This window comes from Pseudomonas proteolytica, assembly GCF_007858275.1.
Taxonomy (GTDB): Bacteria; Pseudomonadota; Gammaproteobacteria; order Pseudomonadales; family Pseudomonadaceae; genus Aquipseudomonas; species Aquipseudomonas proteolytica.
Genome location: NZ_VFEV01000050.1, coordinates 21,425 through 38,500 on the forward strand (window position 1 = coordinate 21,425; position 17,076 = coordinate 38,500).

At 59.0% G+C, this 17,076-nt stretch carries 15 protein-coding genes and 1 tRNA gene; 11 read left to right on the forward strand and 5 right to left on the reverse strand.

Translation table 11 applies throughout. The features are described 5' to 3' along the window. Nucleotides 1-11: 11 nt before the first annotated feature. On the reverse strand, nt 12-1,652 hold the full coding sequence (locus tag FIV38_RS26680; protein ID WP_092232793.1) for an ArnT family glycosyltransferase: 1,641 nt from the start codon (nt 1,650-1,652) through the stop codon (nt 12-14). A gap of 217 nt (nt 1,653-1,869) precedes the next feature. Here FIV38_RS26680 and FIV38_RS26685 point away from each other — a divergent pair, with 217 nt between their 5' ends. Both FIV38_RS26685 and FIV38_RS26690 read left to right on the forward strand, forming a co-directional pair. After that, the gene (locus FIV38_RS26685; protein WP_092232790.1) at nt 1,870-2,778 is read left to right on the forward strand and encodes an alpha/beta hydrolase family protein; all 909 of its coding nucleotides are present in this window, start codon (nt 1,870-1,872) and stop codon (nt 2,776-2,778) included. 70 nt (nt 2,779-2,848) lie between these two features. Then, complete coding sequence (locus FIV38_RS26690; RefSeq protein WP_070996150.1) at nt 2,849-3,262, forward strand: hypothetical protein; 414 nt, start codon at nt 2,849-2,851, stop codon at nt 3,260-3,262. 526 nt (nt 3,263-3,788) lie between these two features. On the opposite strand, the gene gabP is transcribed toward FIV38_RS26690, so the two are convergent. Continuing rightward, nucleotides 3,789-5,180, reverse strand: a complete 1,392-nt coding sequence (gabP, locus tag FIV38_RS26695) for a GABA permease (RefSeq protein ID WP_092232787.1) — start codon at nt 5,178-5,180, stop codon at nt 3,789-3,791. Between the two features lie 553 nt (nt 5,181-5,733). On the opposite strand from gabP, the gene FIV38_RS26700 reads away from it, so the two are divergent. From FIV38_RS26700 to FIV38_RS26720, 5 genes are all read left to right on the forward strand, one after another. Beyond that, the gene (locus tag FIV38_RS26700) at nt 5,734-6,507 is read left to right on the forward strand and encodes an ABC transporter ATP-binding protein (protein WP_029295861.1); all 774 of its coding nucleotides are present in this window, start codon (nt 5,734-5,736) and stop codon (nt 6,505-6,507) included. Between the two features lie 13 nt (nt 6,508-6,520). Then, complete coding sequence (locus FIV38_RS26705) at nt 6,521-7,273, forward strand: ABC transporter substrate-binding protein (protein WP_057437113.1); 753 nt, start codon at nt 6,521-6,523, stop codon at nt 7,271-7,273. Between the two features lie 75 nt (nt 7,274-7,348). Then, the gene (locus tag FIV38_RS26710) at nt 7,349-8,044 is read left to right on the forward strand and encodes an ABC transporter permease (RefSeq protein ID WP_029295857.1); all 696 of its coding nucleotides are present in this window, start codon (nt 7,349-7,351) and stop codon (nt 8,042-8,044) included. Between the two features lie 38 nt (nt 8,045-8,082). Next, entirely contained in the window at nt 8,083-8,772 is a 690-nt protein-coding gene (locus tag FIV38_RS26715) for an ABC transporter permease (RefSeq protein WP_092237266.1), read from the forward strand. Next, nucleotides 8,753-9,976: a methyltransferase gene (locus FIV38_RS26720; RefSeq protein WP_092232784.1), complete on the forward strand. Its 1,224-nt coding sequence runs from the start codon at nt 8,753-8,755 to the stop codon at nt 9,974-9,976. The genes FIV38_RS26715 and FIV38_RS26720 overlap by 20 nt, the downstream gene beginning before the upstream one ends. A gap of 230 nt (nt 9,977-10,206) precedes the next feature. On the opposite strand, the gene bcsQ is transcribed toward FIV38_RS26720, so the two are convergent. Both bcsQ and FIV38_RS26730 read right to left on the reverse strand, forming a co-directional pair. Continuing rightward, on the reverse strand, nt 10,207-11,046 hold the full coding sequence (gene bcsQ / locus FIV38_RS26725; protein WP_092237264.1) for a cellulose biosynthesis protein BcsQ: 840 nt from the start codon (nt 11,044-11,046) through the stop codon (nt 10,207-10,209). A 194-nt stretch (nt 11,047-11,240) separates the two neighbouring features. After that, nucleotides 11,241-12,089, reverse strand: coding sequence for an SDR family NAD(P)-dependent oxidoreductase (locus tag FIV38_RS26730; RefSeq protein WP_092232781.1), 849 nt, complete (start codon nt 12,087-12,089; stop codon nt 11,241-11,243). 253 nt (nt 12,090-12,342) lie between these two features. Here FIV38_RS26730 and FIV38_RS26735 point away from each other — a divergent pair. The 4 genes from FIV38_RS26735 (at nt 12,343) to FIV38_RS26750 (ending at nt 15,981) form a co-directional block, all read left to right on the forward strand. After that, nucleotides 12,343-12,418: transfer RNA gene (locus tag FIV38_RS26735), tRNA-Thr, on the forward strand. A gap of 172 nt (nt 12,419-12,590) precedes the next feature. Next, nucleotides 12,591-13,913, forward strand: coding sequence for a tyrosine-type recombinase/integrase (locus tag FIV38_RS26740; protein ID WP_092232778.1), 1,323 nt, complete (start codon nt 12,591-12,593; stop codon nt 13,911-13,913). Between the two features lie 219 nt (nt 13,914-14,132). Then, nucleotides 14,133-14,891 carry a hypothetical protein gene (locus FIV38_RS26745; RefSeq protein ID WP_139273541.1) on the forward strand — a complete coding sequence of 253 codons (759 nt, stop codon included), beginning with the start codon at nt 14,133-14,135 and terminating at the stop codon, nt 14,889-14,891. Continuing rightward, nucleotides 14,878-15,981 (forward strand): FRG domain-containing protein, encoded by a 1,104-nt coding sequence (locus FIV38_RS26750; RefSeq protein ID WP_092232772.1) that lies wholly within the window; start codon nt 14,878-14,880, stop codon nt 15,979-15,981. Before FIV38_RS26745 ends, FIV38_RS26750 begins: the two co-directional genes overlap by 14 nt. A gap of 908 nt (nt 15,982-16,889) precedes the next feature. Here the strand turns inward: FIV38_RS26750 and FIV38_RS30140 are convergent. Continuing rightward, nucleotides 16,890-17,076: PTS sugar transporter subunit IIB (locus FIV38_RS30140; protein ID WP_211368512.1), on the reverse strand; the 187-nt coding region annotated here is incomplete at its 5' end.

Consider the following 17,076-nt stretch of genomic DNA (forward strand, 5'->3'; position numbering starts at 1 on the left):
GAGCTTTAAGATCACGGCACGCGAAACACCAGCAGCGGTTTGTCATTGAGCCGCCCATTGAACGCTGGAGCCAGGTGCTCCAGCGGCGTGCCCTGCAGCAGTTGGGTTTCCTTGCGCGCGACGATGAGCCAGGACGAGCGCGGCAGCGCGCTCAGTTGCGCAAGGTCGTCACGCCCGACAAACAGCGGCTGCTCGTCATGGTCCAGGTTCATGATGTAGCGAATGGCCCAGGTGTCCTTGCCGAGGTCGAGAAACACCAGCGGCCCGGGGTTCTCGGCCCGCAGGGTCTGCACCGCCCGCACAAAGGTTTTGGTGTCGAACTGCAGATCCTTGGCCGGCTCGACGACCGTCACCAGTACCAGCCATTGAGTGGCCAGAGCAATCAGGCTGAGCACCACCAATCGCGCTCCCACGCGGCCGCGCCAACGGCGCCAGGCAAGCACCGCCGCCAGTTGCAGGACGATCAGCAGCGCAATCAGCCCCGGCACCGAAACATCCGGCCAGTAACCATGCTTGCTCCACAGCTGCCGGCAGACCACTACCACGACAGCCCCCAGCAGCGGCAGGATCGCCACCAGCCACTCATAACCCCGACGCACGCCAAGCAACCAACCCCGGGCCTGAAGCAGCCCATAGGCCGCCACAGCGGCAAACATCGGGACCATGGGCACGATGTAGTAGGCGCGTTTGAAGTTCGGCACCGACAACCCCAGCAGGATCATCAAGCCACAACCAGCCAGGCGCAGCATCAGTTGCACATCGGCATCGTCATTGCGCGTCGACCAGGTGTGACGCAGGGCAATCAACGTCGCGAGCGCCAGCGGTATCACCGGGAAATAACGATACAGACTCAGTTGCAGGTAGAAGTAGAACGGTTCGCCGCTCTCATCGAGGCGACCGGCCACCTGCATCTTCAGCACCTCATCGGCAAACCCTTCACCACCGCTGATCCGCGCCAGCTTCAGCAGCACCCACCCACAGGCCAGAAGCAGGACCAGGCCGATTACGCCGTGGGCAACGACCTTTTTCAGTAAGCGAATCTTCTCTTCTCGCGAGCCAGCAGGCCCCAGCACCCAATACACACAGGCCACCCCACAGACTTCGATCAGCCCCAAAGGGCCCCGAATGGCAAACGCCGCCACGAACAAGGGAAAGATTGCGTATTGACGCAGCTTTGAGCCCAAACGCTCGCCGGTATGCAGCAGGTAGAAGCACCCAAGACACAGCAGGGAGACCATCTGATCCAGACACACCGAGCGCGACTTCTCGAGCAATTGCGCCGTCGACGCCGTGAGCAATACCGTCAGCAACGCCCACGCCCGACCCGAAGGCACCAGCAAACGGTAGATCAGCGCCATGACCCCGGCCGATGCCAGGGCAGTGGGCAAGACGTTAGCCAGGTCGTTGGGCGCACCGAACAGCCGGGCAAAGAGCAGGCTGAAATAGGTCGCGGTACCTGGGTAATCCGGGTAAGGCTCACCGTAGGTGGTGGGGAAGAATCTCGCACCGTGGCGAAACATCTCCTGCATGAACACCGCCCAGCGTCCGTCAAACCCTTGCGGCTGTTGGTCCCAGATGCCTAGCGTAAATAGCAACAAGGCCGCCAGGAAAATACCCAGGGCCTCCAGACGAAAACGCGTGCGGTGTTCCATGCTTTAACCTGCCAGGCCGGGGGAAATGCTGGCGTATATTGCCGGCAGCACGGCTGAATCACGCCTGAACCAAATGCAACAATCCCTCACCACCGATCGGCATTCACACTTAAAGATTACGGGCCTTTGCCCGTCGATTTTGTTAGCGTCAACTCCCAATAAAAACTGCGCACGGGCAGCCCATGCCCCATCGAAAGCGCATGGATCGAGGCCCGTCATGAACCTGCCCACCCGCCTTCACCCCGAGGCATTCCGCGAGCCCGCCGCCGATAGCTACCCCATCGGCGGCTTCACCTGGCGCCATATCCGCACCGATATCGCACGCCCGGTGGTGATCATCAACGCCGCCACCTCGGTGCGCTGCCGGCACTATTCGCGCTTTGCCGACTACCTGTTTGCCAACGGTTTTGATGTGATCACCTACGACTATCGCGGCATTGGCGAATCGCGCAGCGGCTCATTGCGTGGGTTCAAGGCCTCGTGGTCGGACTGGGGCCGGCTGGATTTCGAGGCCATCTTGCAGCGTGCGCAGCGAGAGTTTGCCGGGCAACCCATTGATGTAGTCGGCCACAGCTTCGGCGGCTGTGCGGCCGGGCTCGGGGCGTCGGGGGCGGCGATCAGGCGCTTGGTGACTGTGGGGGCGCAGTTTGCGTACTGGCGTGACTATCAAGCGAGCGGCCGCTGGCGGATGTTTGCCAAGTGGCATCTGGTGATGCCGCTGGTGACCGCCGTATGCGGGTATTTCCCGGGCAAGCGCCTGGGCTGGCTGGAAGACACACCTGCCGGTGTCGTGCGCGACTGGAGCACGCCCACGCCCACCTACCAGACACGGCCTAGCGGGCGCGCGTTGGGCGAGCTGCCCTTTGCCCGGGTGAAGGCACAGATCCTGGCGATCAGCATCAGCGACGACCCGTTTGGCACGGTACCCGCCATTGAGCGTCTGCTGAATTACTTCCAGGCCAGCGAGCGCACGCACTTGCGGATTGCGCCGAGGGATATTGGCGAAGAAGCCGTCGGGCATTTCGCGTTTTTCCGTAGTGAATATGAAGATCGCTTATGGCCGATTGCACTGGCGTGGCTGCAACACGGCCAGCTCGCGGCCGACACGCCGGGAGCGCGACTGTAGAAACCCTTGGGATTTCGCCCGACCTGCGCTTCAATACGCCACCCAGATCCTGAACCAAGGACGTGAGCCCATGGCTTCGCCAGACAAGCAGCAAAAACGCGCCCAGCGGGCAAAAGCCAAGGCCAAGCAGAACCGCACCCAGCGCGCCAATGCGCCGAAGCAGGATGCATTTGCCGGCGATGACGACCGCATTGATCTTGAGTCGGTGGACTTGACCGAACTGTTCGTGGAGATGCGCACAGCCGGCGAGACCAGCCAGCAGGCGCTGTGTGCGGCATTCCTGGCGCATCCGCTGCTGGCGTTGGTGCTGGAACAGGAAGGCGAAGAAAACGCCACAGACTTTATCCTGGCGGCGCTGATCGAATATCGGCAGTGGTCCACGGACAGCGACGATGAAGCAGCGGCGCTGGCATGGATTGAATCGCCCGCGTTCCAGGCCGATTACGTAGCGGCCTCGCAAGCCCTGGCAACCTCGCAAGATTGATACAAACCTAATGTAGGAGCGAGCTTGCTCCCGAAGAACTCAAGAACCACGCGTTTACTCAGGCAGCCCGCGTTATCGTTGACGTTTTTCGCGAGCAAGCTCGCTCCTACAGTGGTTTGTGGCGTTAGCAGCAAGGTGGCGGCGTCGCAGGCACTGACCACTTCGCAGGATTAATACAAAACCCATGTAGGAGCGAGCTTGCTCGCGAAGAACTCAAGAACAACGCATTTACTCAGGCAACACGCGTTATCGTTGATGTTTTTCGCGAGCAAGCTCGCTCCTACAGTGTTTTGTGGCGTTAGCAGCAAGGTGGCGGCCTCGCAGGCACTGACCACTTCGCAGGATTAATACAAAACCCATGTAGGAGCGAGCTTGCTCGCGAAGAACTCAAGAACCACGCGTTTACTCAGGCAGCACGCGTTATCGTTGATGTTTTTCGCGAGCAAGCTCGCTCCTACAGTGTTTTGTGGCGTTAGCAGCAAGGTGGCGGCGCACCAGGCGCCGGCTCCTGCTGAGGGGGTGCTGATTAATTCAGCACCGCAGCCTCAAGGTTGCGGGCCTTGCGCCGGCTCGCTACCAGCAACCCCGCCACCACCACCAGCAAGCTCAACACGCCGGTCGCGATGATCTCCACCCGATGCGCTTCCTGGAACAGCATGATGGTCAACGCACCGACGATAAACACGATCACTGCGTAGGTCAGGCCCGGAAACAGCCACATTTTGAAGGCAATTTTCTCGCCCGCCGCCGTACGTTTCTGACGCATGCGCAGTTGCGACACGGCAATCACCAGGTACACCAGCAGCGCAATCGCGCCGGAGCTGGCCAGCAGGAATTCAAACACCGCCGCCGGCGCCACGTAGTTGGCGAATACCGCGAGGAATGCCGCGCCTGTGGACAACATCACCGCCCAGTAAGGCGTGCCGCTCTTGTTGGTGCGCTTGGCCACCGCAGGTGCATCACCACGACGCCCCAGGGAAAACAGCATGCGCGACGCGGTGTACAGCGCCGAGTTCAGGCAACTGGTCACGGCAACCAATACCACCAGGTCGACGATCAGCTTGGCATTCGGGATGCCCATGCGCTCCAGCACGGTCTGGTAGGAACCTACGGCTGCCAGGGTCGGATCGTTCCACGGCACCAGGGCCACGACGATGAAGATCGATACCAGGTAGAACAAGCCGATCCGCCAGATCACCGAGTTGGTGGCCTTGGTGATCTGCTGGCCAGGGTTCTTCGATTCTGCGGCCGCGATGGTCACGATCTCAGTGCCCATGAACGAGAACATGGTGGTCAGGATTGCCGCCAACACCGCGCCCATACCGTTGGGCAAAAAGCCCTGGGTGTCGAACAGATGCGATACGCCGCTGACCTGGCTGCCCGGCAGCAAGCCGAATATCGCCAGCACGCCGAGGATCACAAAACCAATGATCGCCACCACCTTGATCAGGGCAAACCAGAACTCGAACTCGCCGTAGTTCTTCACGCTGAACAGGTTGGTAGCCGTCAGCAGCAAGGTAATGACCAGGGTGAACGCCCAGATCGCCACATCGGGGAACCAGGCATGCAGGATGGTTGCGGCGGCGTTGGCTTCCAGGGGAATGACCAGCACCCAGAACCACCAGTACAGCCAGCCGATGGTAAAGCCGGCCCAATGGCCGATGGCCCGGTCGGCGTAGGTGGAAAAAGAACCGGTGTCGGGAGAGGCAACGGCCATCTCGGCCAGCATGCGCATCACCAGCACCACCAGCGTACCGGCCGCCGCATAGGCCAGCAGCACGGCGGGCCCGGCTGCCGCAATCGCGTGGCCGGAGCCGACAAACAAACCGGCGCCGATCACGCCGGCAATCGACAACATGGTGACGTGACGCGGTTTGAGCCCCTGTTCGAGGTCATTGGAGCTTTGCGTACTACTCATTGACACACCTTTGCGAGGAATTGCGAATACGGTCCACCCGGCCTGCTGCCACTTCGTGAAAAGAAACAAACGGGGCGTTCTTTATTTTTTACGCAAGATTTGCGCCAAAATGTTACAAAGCCAAGGTTGACGCGGCCTGTAGGACAATCCTCTAGCACTCGCAAGCCATTGAGATTACTGGCAATCCGCCACAACGTTACCAGCCGACTCACTTCCAGAACGTATGAGCGCACCAAAAACACACACAGAAAGTAAGTGACGCCCAATTAAAGGGCTGATAGGCACCGTTTACCCGTTTAACCCTTCCAACACCCGACCAAAGCTGGCACCATCGCGCCCTTTTTTACGCGACTGCCACGGGTTTATCGGTTAAAACGGCTGTTCGGTTGTTGATGGCGCGACACGCTGCTGTGCCGATGCGACAACCTGTCACACACTGTCTGTTTAACGCCCGTGGCGCTGTTGGCTGTCATCCGAACGCTATGCTAGCTTGGCGCCACGCCAGGAAGGCGACCCAACAGCAGGAACGCAATGAACACAATGAGGACCGCTCATGGCTTTGGCCGCGCCCGCGCTTGAAATCCGCAACTTGCATAAACGCTATGGTGAGCTTGAGGTGCTAAAAGGCATCTCGCTGACCGCTCGCGACGGCGATGTGATCTCGATCCTGGGCTCCTCCGGTTCCGGCAAGTCCACGTTCCTGCGCTGCATCAACCTCTTGGAAAACCCGCACCAGGGCCAGATCCTGGTGGCCGGCGAAGAGCTCAAGCTCAAGGCCGCGAAAAACGGCGAGCTGATGGCCGCCGACGGCAAGCAGATCAATCGCCTGCGCAGCGAAATCGGCTTTGTGTTCCAGAACTTCAACCTCTGGCCACATATGAGCATCCTCGACAACATCATCGAGGCCCCACGCCGCGTGCTCGGCCAGAGCAAGGCCGAAGCCATCGAAGTAGCCGAGGCGCTGCTGGCCAAGGTCGGTATTGGTGACAAGCGCCACGCCTACCCGGCGCAATTGTCCGGCGGCCAGCAGCAACGCGCGGCCATTGCCCGCACCCTGGCGATGCAACCCAAGGTCATTTTGTTCGATGAGCCCACTTCGGCACTTGACCCGGAAATGGTTCAGGAAGTACTTAATGTGATCCGCGCGCTGGCCGAAGAAGGCCGCACCATGCTGCTGGTCACCCACGAAATGGGCTTTGCCCGCCAAGTGTCCAGCGAAGTGGTGTTCCTCCACCAGGGCCTGGTCGAAGAGCAAGGATCGCCACAGCAGGTGTTCGAGAACCCGCTTTCGGCGCGCTGCAAACAATTCATGTCCAGCAACCGCTAACGGAGCAACATGCATGCAGAACTATAAAAAATTCCTCCTGGCCGCCGCCGTTTCCATGGCATTCAGCGCCACGGCCATGGCCGAGACTTTGAAAATGGGGATCGAAGCGGCCTACCCGCCCTTCAACAATAAAGACGCCAGCGGCAACGTTGTCGGCTTCGACAAAGACATCGGCGACGCCCTGTGCGCCAAGATGAAAGTCGAGAAGTGCGAAGTGTATGTCTCGGATTGGGACGGCATCATCCCGGCCCTGAACGCCAAGAAGTTCGACTTCCTGGTGTCGTCGCTGTCGATCACCGACGAGCGCAAGCAAGCCGTTGACTTCACCGACCCGTACTACTCCAACAAGCTGCAATTCATCGCGGCAAAATCCATCAAAGACTTCAAGACCGACGCCGACTACCTCAAAGGCAAGATCATCGGTGCACAACGCGCGACATTGGCCGGTACCTACCTGGAAGACAAACTGCCAGACACCACCGCCAAGCTCTACGACACCCAGGAAAACGCCTACCTCGACCTGACTTCCGGCCGCCTGGACGGGATGCTCGCCGACAAGTACGTGCAGTACGAGTGGCTCAAGAGCAAAGACGGTTCGGCCTATGAGTTCAAAGGCGATCCGGTTGTAGAAAGCGACAAGATCGGCATCGCCGTGCGTAAAGGCGACCCACTGCGCGAGCGCCTGAACAAGGCCCTGGCGGAAATCAAGGCCGATGGCACCTACAAGAAGATCAACGACAAGTACTTCCCTTTCAGCATCGAATGATCCTGATGGGCCAGTCCGGCGCGCTCGCATGAGCGCGCCGGCTTTTCGCAATGCCTTGCGCGATATGAAAAAACCATGAATTTCGATCTCTACGGATTCGGCCCCGCACTCGCTGCCGGCGCGCTGATGACCGTCAAACTGGCGCTCACGGCTTTATGCCTGGGGCTGGTGCTCGGCCTGGCCGGCGCCTTGGCCAAGACTTCCCCGTACAAGTTCCTGCAATGGCTTGGCGGCGCTTATTCGACGATTGTCCGGGGCATTCCCGAACTGCTGTGGGTCCTGCTGATCTACTTCGGCACGGTCAATATGATGCGGGCCCTGGGGGAGTTTTTCGGTAACCCCGACCTGTCGCTCAGCGCCTTCGCCGCCGGGGTGATCGCCCTGGGCCTGTGCTTTGGCGCCTACGCCACCGAAGTGTTCCGTGGCGCGATCCTGGCGATCCCCAAGGGCCACCGTGAAGCGGGCGTTGCCCTGGGCCTGTCGAAGCTGCGCATCTTCACCCGGCTGATCATGCCGCAGATGTGGCGCATCGCCCTGCCGGGCCTGGGCAACCTGTTCATGATCTTGATGAAGGACACCGCGCTGGTCTCGGTGATTGGCCTGGAAGAAATCATGCGCCACGCGCAAATCGGCGTGACCGTCACCAAGCAGCCTTTCACCTTCTTCATGGTCGCGGCCTTTATGTACCTGGGCCTCACCGTCCTGGCCATGGCCGGCATGTACTTCCTGGAAAAACGCGCCGCTCGCGGCTTTGCGAGGAGCACGCAATGAACGGCGACTATAGCTGGCTGTCGCATTTCGACCTGGGCCTGAACTGGGCCGTGATCATCAAGTGGCTGCCACGACTGGCCCAGGGCGCGACCCTGACCCTGGAACTGGTGGCCATCGCGGTGATCGCTGGCCTGCTGCTGGCGATCCCCCTGGGCATCGCCCGCTCCTCGCGCCTGTGGTACGTGCGCACCCTGCCCTACTGCTACATTTTCTTCTTCCGTGGCACACCGTTGCTGGTGCAGCTGTTTTTGGTCTACTACGGCCTGGCGCAATTCGACGCCGTGCGCGAGAGCGCCCTGTGGCCCTACCTGCGGGACCCGTTCTGGTGCGCCACCGTCACCATGACCCTGCACACCGCCGCCTACATTGCCGAAATCCTGCGTGGCGCGATCCAGGCCATCCCGCCTGGTGAGATCGAAGCGGCGCGGGCGCTGGGCATGTCCAAGCCCAAGGCGCTGTTCTACATCATCCTGCCGCGTGCCGCGCGCATCGGCCTGCCGGCCTACAGCAACGAAGTAATCCTGATGCTCAAGGCCAGTGCCCTGGCCAGTACCGTGACCTTGCTCGAGCTGACTGGCATGGCCCGCACCATCATTGCTCGTACCTACCTGCCGGTGGAGATCTTCTTTGCCGCCGGGATGTTCTACCTGCTGATGGCCTACATACTGGTGCGCGGCTTCAAGCTGCTGGAACGCTGGTTGCGGGTCGATGCCTGCCAGGGCCGCTGATACCGGGTTGACGGGCGAGCGCCTGCTGGAACGCTTCCTCGCGCTGGATGCGTTCCTCAGCGAACATCAAGGGCTGTGGCGACCACGGCCCTTTACCCATCTGCAATTGCCTTGGGAAACCCAGCATCCGCAACTGGCCCAATGGCTGCGACAGCGCTCGCTGGCAGAGGCCGAAAGCAGCCACAACCTGCCCACTGAACTACAAGCACCGGCGCCGTTTCCCCACTGGGCGCAACTGGCCGCGCGCTTGAGTGCTGTGGATAAGTTACCGTCAGGCGCGCTGCATATGCCGCCGTCGCGCCTGAATGTGGATGTACCCGGGCGCAAATGGCAGCAGATCGAGGCGTTTGGCGCCGCCCTGCAGTTTGCCCAGCGCCCCGGCCATTGGCTCGACTGGTGCGCCGGCAAAGGCCACCTCGGCCGTCGGCTGCTGCAACCGGGGCAAGAGTTGACCTGCCTGGAATACGATCCCGCGCTGGTTGCCGCGGGCAAAGCCCTCAGTGATCACCATCGATTGCCAGCGCTGCATCGCGAGCAAGATGTGATGGCCGAGGATGCCGCGCAACACCTCACCCACGAACACACCCCGGTTGCCCTGCATGCCTGCGGCGATCTGCACGTACGCCTGCTGCAACTGGCGAGCGCCGCCGGCTGCATGCACCTAGCCGTGGCGCCATGCTGTTACAACCGCATCGGCAGCGAGCAGTACCAGGCGCTGTCGACCCCGGCCCGCGCTTCGGCACTGCGTTTATCGCGCGAAGATCTTGGCCTGCCCCTGAGCGAAACCGTCACCGCTGGCGCGCGGGTGCGCTTGCAACGCGACACCTCCATGGCCCGGCGCCTGGGCTTCGACCAGTTGCAGCGGCAACTGCGCGGGTGTGATGAGTACCTGCCCACGCCGTCACTGCCCAGCGAATGGCTGAATCGGCCCTTCGCTGATTACTGCCGGCACCTGGCGGCGCTCAAGGGGTTATCCACAGGCGAACAGGATTGGCCAACCCTGGAGCAGCACGGCTGGCAACGCCTGGCACAGGTACGAAACCTGGAGTTGGTGCGTGGCCTGTTTCGCCGCCCACTGGAAGTGTGGCTGGTTTTGGATCGGGCACTGTTTCTGCAAGAAAACGGCTACAAGGCTCAAGTCGGCCACTTCTGCGAAACCTCCCTGACACCGCGCAACCTGATGGTGCTCGCCGAGCGCGATTAAAGGGCAGGGCAGCCTGTGGATAAGTCTGTTGATGGAATTTTTGAAGCCCCCGTATTTACGGGCTCCACAGGCCAAAATGCTGACTGGTCATTTTTTGTTCACAAAATAAAACGCACGCAAAACAGGCAGTTGCAGCGTAATGAGAACAGCTCCACAAAATGACTGTTTCCATACCTGTACAACCAACCGATTGTGCATAAGCATCTGCGGTTAGCCGTATAAGACGTGGTTCAAGCGCCATCCAATCGCTGGCACAGCACCTGGATATCGTCACAGGCCATGCTCGCAGCATCCCTCTCCAGAGGGTCCTCGCCAAAGGCCAGCGCCTCACTGATATGCGGATCGCGATGGATCACTTCCAGGCCATCTTCCCCAAGGCGTTGCTTGAATAAGTCCACCATATTCAGGCTGAACGCGCTGCCCTCGTCCAGTTGGTTGACGAACATGTGGCAACGCGGCGCCGACGGGCGCGCAAGGTATGGCGCCAGTAACCGCTGCATCTGCTCCAGCGCGCCGAGCGACGCAGCGTCTGCCAGGGCAACCACTACCACGGTATGGGCGACGTGCAATGCCTGGTGCAGGTAAATGTTATTGCCGGCGGGAGTGTCAATGATGACCGTGTCCTGCTCACTCAAGCCCAGGTGCGACAAGTGCTGCGCCAGCCACTGCGGGTCTTGCTTGAGCCAGCGCTGCAGGTCTTCTTGCTGTTGCATGTCGGTCTCGCCAAACACCAGCACCCGGCTGCCGCAGAAGCCCGGCTGGACAAGTTGATCCCAGGCCTGATTACACAAGCTGGCACGACCGATTCCCGGGCTGTCGCGGGGCAGGCCAAAATGCAGGTGCAGGGCGTTTTGCGGGTCCAGCTCCAGGACCGTCACCGCCCGCCCCTGGCGTTGCAAGCCACTGCCCAGCGCCGTCGCCAGGGTGCTACGCCCCACACCACCATTGACCGACACCAGCACCACAACCTGCGCTCGGCAGGCTGGCATGACGGTTGGACGGGGTTGTTCGGCGGGGGAAGGCGCGTCGTCGAGGGGAGTATCTTCGAAGAACTGCAGCGTCGACGTCATCGGTTGATCATGACTGGCAAAATTCTTTGCAAAACGTTCGTCGGCCTGGCTCACAGCCCATCCTCCCTTGTCACGGCGCCTCCTGCTGGGCATGGGCGCACTTGTTGTTCACGCAGTGTGTGACAGGACTAGGAGAGTGTCATTATTTTGGTGTTTTTTATCATAATGATTGCGACGAACGGCCAGCCGTCAATTTAGTGGCTTTCTTTTATCCGCTCCCACTGCTGCGCAACCTGCTCAGCACTGGACGCACTGACCCGCGCCAGGTCGACGGGATAGTCCACCCCCGGATTCTCGACAAACCGCGTCGCAGTAAATTGACCGTTGCTGGCGCGCAGGATGTAGCCGGTGTCCTGGCATTGCCCCGACGCCAGGAACACCACCCCGGGCGCTACCCACTCAGGCTTGAGATTATCCGGCTCGCCATCAACCCCCCACATGCGCGTCTTGGCCACCGGCGAGACCGCATTGACCAAAATCCCGTCTTTAGCGCCCTCCATACTCAGGGCATTCATGATGCCCAACTGCGCCATCTTCCCGGCCGCATAGGCCACCAGACCGGGCTGGGCATATTGCTGGTACATCGCCCGATCAGAAGACGTCAGCACCACCCGCGCCGCCGCCGATTGCTTGAGGTGCTTCCAGGCATGTTTGCACAGCCAAATGGGCGTATAGACATTGATATCCAGCGCACGCCCGATAAACGCCGCGTCCGCCTGCTCAATAGCTTGATAACCCACCCAGCCAGCGTTATGAATCAGGATATCCAACTGCCCAAATGCGGCGATGGCCACCTCGACCAACTGCCGGCAACCTTGCTCGCTGGACAAGTCACCCTGATGATCAACCACGCTCAACCCCTGAGCCTGCAGACGCCGCGCCGCATCCTGGGCGACGGCATCATCGCCCCCCGAACCGAGGTGATCGGCGCCGATATCACTGACCACCACATTAGCCCCGCGCCGGGCCAACGCCTGTGCGTAGACAAAACCCAAGCCACGGCCTGCACCGGTGATAACGGCGGTTTTTCCTGCGAAGTTCATGGGCTTTTCCTCATTGAGTGCCACCTCAACTTAACAACGAACAACGGTGTTGTTTAATACTGATCAAGGGGCGGTTTGATACCTTCTGCGTATCAAGCCTCACGCCACCCCAGGGCCTGGGCACAGGCCCTCATCCGCCTTCGTGAAACCGCTGGAACGCACGACCAGAAGGGGAAAAACCGTGTTCTGAAAAATAGTCAGAATTCAGGGGTTTACAGAACCTTTTCAATCGCTATAATCGTCGCCCTAACACGCCGGTATAGCTCAGTTGGTAGAGCAACTGACTTGTAATCAGTAGGTCCCGGGTTCGACTCCTGGTGCCGGCACCATACAAGGCTCCAGAGAAAGCTTTCAAAATCTCTGGAACCCCCGAAAAACCCGCCTTCTGGCGGGTTTTTTCGTTTTGGCGTTCCATCGGTTTCCGTCAGAAACTGGTGGATTCCAACAGTTTTAAGGGTAGAGTTTGGGATACAGGTCACTTCGATAAAAGGGAGTACCCTTATGTCGCGCACCACAGCTCCGCTCTCCGACGCAGCTTGCCGCTTGGCAAAACCTACAGACCGCGCCTACAAGCTTTTCGACGGCGATGGCCTCTACCTCCTAGTCCAACCCAATGGCCGCAAAGGCTGGCGGCTCCGTTACGTCAAACCTGACGGACGCGAAGGACTGACCTCGTTCGGCAACTACCCCGTCATTGGCCTCGCCGACGCGCGCCGCAAGCGCTTGGAAGTGAAGCGGATGCTGGCGGATGGCATTGATCCCATAGAGACCAAGCACCAAGCCAAGGCGGAAGCCGTAATCAAAGGCAGAACCTTTGAAAGCGTTGCGCTCGACTGGCATACGGAAATGTCGGCCAAGTGGGCACCAGGCCATTCCAAGACAGTGATGAGCCGCCTCAAAACCCACGTATTCCCGCTGATCGGCGCACGCGCCATTGTCGACCTCGACACCCATGACCTCATGCAGCCCTTGGAAGCGATCAAGAAGCGCGGAACGATCGACGTTGCTTTAAGGGTACAAAACTACCTGCAGAGCATCATGCGCGAGGCAAAGCGCCTCCGGCTTATCACCATAAACCCTGCTTACGATCTCGAAGGCTCGATCAAAGCCCCGCGGGTGGTACATCGCCCCGCTCTACCCTTATCGCGACTGCCGGAACTGCAGGAGCGGATCGACACCTATAAAGGCCGGGCACTTACCCGCCTGACGGTGATGCTGTCGCTGCACGTGTTTGTACGCTCCAGTGAGCTGCGCTTCGCCCGCTGGAGCGAGTTCGACCTCAAGCGCGGCACCTGGGAGATACCGGACACTCGACCCGCGTTGGAGGGAGTACCCTTTTCAACAAGGGGAACGAAGATGACCGGGGACATCCACCTTGTACCCTTATCGCCGCAAGCCGTGGCCCTGCTTGAACAGATCCACGCCCTCACCGGCGAATTCGACCTGGTGTTTGCAGGCGATGCCAAGCCCTGGAAACCCATGTCTGAAAACACGGTGAACAGCGCACTCAGAAAGATGGGGTACGACACCAAAGCCGAAATTTGCGGGCACGGGTTTCGGTCGATGGCCTGTAGCGCGCTGATTGAGTCAGGGCTGTGGTCCGAGACAGCCATTGAAAGGCAGATGAGCCACAAGGAACGCAACAACGTCCGCGCCGCTTACATCCATAAGGCCGAGTTCATCGAGGAGCGCAGGCTGATCATGAACTGGTGGAGCCGGTACTTGGAGGCCAACCGGCAGGAGCATGTCACTCCACACGAATTCGCGAACCAGACCGGACCGAACGTCACTCGCTTAAAAGCAAAACGTGGTGCAACCGAGTAAGCGCTCGCCCTCCTGGTAATTGCACCGACCGAGATTGGCATCTCGGAATCAATTACTGACAAGAAATGCACTCCGTTGGATTTTGAATGAGGCCGTTTCCAAGGGTTAAAAATTTCGACTGAATTTGTAATCGTCAAGCATTGGGCTTGGCGGTAGGATCATTGCGATGTGGTAACGTAATAAGTCGACCTAATGGCTTGAGCAAAGATGGTAAAAAATTTGAGCAAGGAATCCTCAGATACTTTATTTCCTAGAAAGGTATGCGCCGCTGCTCTTGGCGAATTGAACGCATGGACTTCGGTACAAGCAATCCTAGCTGCCACCAGAATAATTGAGGGGCGCGAGGCTCCAGGCGATCAACCTAGTACAGTATTGCTCATGCCTTTCGAGGATGTGTTGAACTTCGAGTCTGTATTTATGCAACTCGTCGACTGGTTTATCGAGAGTTATCGAGTTCCGATACCAAAGCTCGCGTTGGCACGATCCGTGGATCCTCAGATTCGAAACGAGAGCTTTGCCTTTTTGGAAGCGTTGCGCGTTCGGCCAACGATTCGATCCGCCGCCCCCGGCCTGGTGGCAGGGCTCCCTCCAAACCAGCGCGTTTTAATCATTGAGGACCACGCGGCGACTATTGAAGTCATTCAAGGCCCTCTGCGTTGCCTAATGGGTATCGCGTTGGATGCCTACGCTACACCGGCGAGCATGCATCATCTCCGAGTAGAGGCAAAGAGAACTACCGGTGGGGCACCAACCATATTTCACCAGCCCTATGCGGACAGCCGATTATTTGGAGTGATAGAGGCACTGTGTTTCTACCTTCTCGGATTGGAGGTTGGACTGCGATGGGGTGCCCCTGGAACAAAGGACCTCGACTTGTCCTATCGCGCCGTTAATGTTTGCGCCGTCCCGCCAATTGACCCGCAGCTCTTGGATATCGCCAACAACCAGATGAGGGTCATACTCGATGGAATTCGCTGACGAAATCGTTCCTAGCCCGCATTTGACCAATACGTCTTGGCGTGGCGATCGCATCTCCCCTGCATGCGACAGAAGCTTGGTCAACCACCCCGAAAACGACCAGGTTTATCGAGACGCATACCACGGAAATGCATGGAGTCGGACGCCCGCCTTGGGCGCAGCGGTCTACGGAAAAACGCAGAGTTTCCCCCCGTCCCCGATCGAGAACCTAGGCTCGGGCAAATATCTGCGCGTACCTTATCGGCGCATCCCCATAATTGATGTTCATTCCGTTGAGGAACTGGCCAACTTTGCGCAGTCTGTCGTGAACACTGAAAGCATTCGCGGTGTTTGGCGTGGACAGGTGCGTCAATATCAACTTCCACGCTCCCACGATGACCGATTACGGCTCTACGGTGACGCGACCGTCGAGGAGCCTTCGCTCCTGCCGTCGGCCAGTCGTGACAACATATATTTTCCTGATTTTTTTGAGGCATGGGCTGGGCTGCTTGACCTGTTCATGGAGCAGCATGTGCAATACCTTTCTAAGACCTACCCTTCGCGACGCGAAGAACTCCTTCGGGCTACCGAAAACTTCCGGTGTAGCTATGGATATCGTCTTTGGGGGTTAGCGACTGCCCAGCACTATGGACTCCCTAGCGTTGGCTTGGACGTTACGCACGACATCAACGTGGCGCTTTTTTTCGCGCTTCATCGTTTTACCACGGACGCTTCAACCGGTGCGATGTCAATGACGCGTGCCGTGGCCTCCGATGACCCAGTTATCTATGGCTTGGGTGGCTTAGAGCGGCACGACCTACTGGAGGATGCAGAACTTGCCCCGTCATGGTTGCAGTGCGCTCGGCCAAAGGCCCAAGGCGCGAGCTTTTTCACCACAGGTTGGGGCGAAGCGGGTAACAAAGCAGCAGATCGCATTTATGTGGCATTTCGCCTAGTTAATCATACTGAGTGGCAATCCCCACTCAATCTTCGCCAAGTCTTTCCCTGCACCCAGGACGATGTACTTCTAGACTTCTTGCTGACCGCACGCGACCGCTATACCGACCCTGAAATCCAGAAACTTCTAAAGCGGATCTACTTCGTCCCCTGAATACGGGCGACATACGTATCTCCGCCTCCTGTCCGTTGATTTTGGGGACGATTGATCAAGTCGAATGTGATCAATGATCAAGATTAAAAGACCGTAATAAAGACGTCGTCGCAATCTCGCTAGTTCGATCCTCGTAGGTCCTTCTAAACAAGGCGGCAAAGCCGCCCTGTTTAGAAGGACCTTGAATTTAAAGACCTCCAATCCACAGCTGAATCCATGGAAAGCTACCCATTTCCACCGGTGGATAATTTCATCCACAGCCGCAGAACTCCCGAAAATTCGAGCCTTGGCCCGAATTATCCACAGGCGTAGAAAAGATCGGGCAAAGCGCTGTCGTTGACAGCACCCCAGGTAGCCAGAACCTTTAAGGCTACGCCACACCGTGGTGGTTCTCCCAAAGTGCGATTAGCGTCCGGCGGCTCGCACGGTCACAGCGATGTGATGGATGCCTACTTTTACCAGTGTGCCCACTGCGGCAACTCATCCCCTTTCATAGCTGCCCTGCAGCAACCTATCCGCTTGGCCATTTCCTTGCGCCAACCTGCGCCCGTCTCTTTCTTCCGGAAAGAGACGGGCGCTCCTACCGCCGCTGCAGCCCAATTCGTACAAGGCTTTGCGGCATTCCCCCTCGTGACAATCGGCGTGACAAACACCGAAAAGTCACCAGCAACAGCGATGCCGATGATGGTGCCGCAGCCCACGGAATGGACTGCACCTGACTGACAGTCAGGCACGCCCCGGTCATCGCTTCACTGCCTTCACCTGACTCAGGATCTCGCGGCTTTGGTCTCGTCAGCCAGCGCAGCCTCCACCCGCCCACGTCTTCGGAAGTGTTCAGGAGGCCAGATCATGAGATGCCCAAGCTCCCGGTCGTAAAGAGCCGCCAGTCCCGCGTTAGTGGACAACCCTCACAGGTCGCAGGGGCCTTGATCCCTGATAACACTCAACATTCTTGGCGGGATGACGTGAGTGTTGCCGCTGACCGAAAACTGACCCAGTAGAGGCTGTTCTGCCGACTGAAAACTGACCCAGGTGTTCAACTGCTTCTGCTCACTTTTTGAGCAGGAGAACACAGGGTGATCAGCATGGAAATGT

Bases quoted from the DNA above. Each gene is read 5' to 3' on its own strand.
- FIV38_RS26685 (WP_092232790.1), top strand. From the start codon at position 1,870: ATGAACCTGCCCACCCGCCTTCACCCCGAGGCATTCCGCGAGCCCGCC.
- FIV38_RS26680 (WP_092232793.1), bottom strand. From the start codon at position 1,652: ATGGAACACCGCACGCGTTTTCGTCTGGAGGCCCTGGGTATTTTCCTG.
- FIV38_RS26690 (WP_070996150.1), top strand. From the start codon at position 2,849: ATGGCTTCGCCAGACAAGCAGCAAAAACGCGCCCAGCGGGCAAAAGCC.
- FIV38_RS26730 (WP_092232781.1), bottom strand. From the start codon at position 12,089: ATGAACTTCGCAGGAAAAACCGCCGTTATCACCGGTGCAGGCCGTGGC.
- FIV38_RS26740 (WP_092232778.1), top strand. From the start codon at position 12,591: ATGTCGCGCACCACAGCTCCGCTCTCCGACGCAGCTTGCCGCTTGGCA.
- FIV38_RS26750 (WP_092232772.1), top strand. From the start codon at position 14,878: ATGGAATTCGCTGACGAAATCGTTCCTAGCCCGCATTTGACCAATACG.
- FIV38_RS26700 (WP_029295861.1), top strand. From the start codon at position 5,734: ATGGCTTTGGCCGCGCCCGCGCTTGAAATCCGCAACTTGCATAAACGC.
- bcsQ (WP_092237264.1), bottom strand. From the start codon at position 11,046: ATGACGTCGACGCTGCAGTTCTTCGAAGATACTCCCCTCGACGACGCG.
- FIV38_RS26720 (WP_092232784.1), top strand. From the start codon at position 8,753: ATGCCTGCCAGGGCCGCTGATACCGGGTTGACGGGCGAGCGCCTGCTG.
- FIV38_RS26710 (WP_029295857.1), top strand. From the start codon at position 7,349: ATGAATTTCGATCTCTACGGATTCGGCCCCGCACTCGCTGCCGGCGCG.
- gabP (WP_092232787.1), bottom strand. From the start codon at position 5,180: ATGAGTAGTACGCAAAGCTCCAATGACCTCGAACAGGGGCTCAAACCG.
- FIV38_RS26705 (WP_057437113.1), top strand. From the start codon at position 6,521: ATGCAGAACTATAAAAAATTCCTCCTGGCCGCCGCCGTTTCCATGGCA.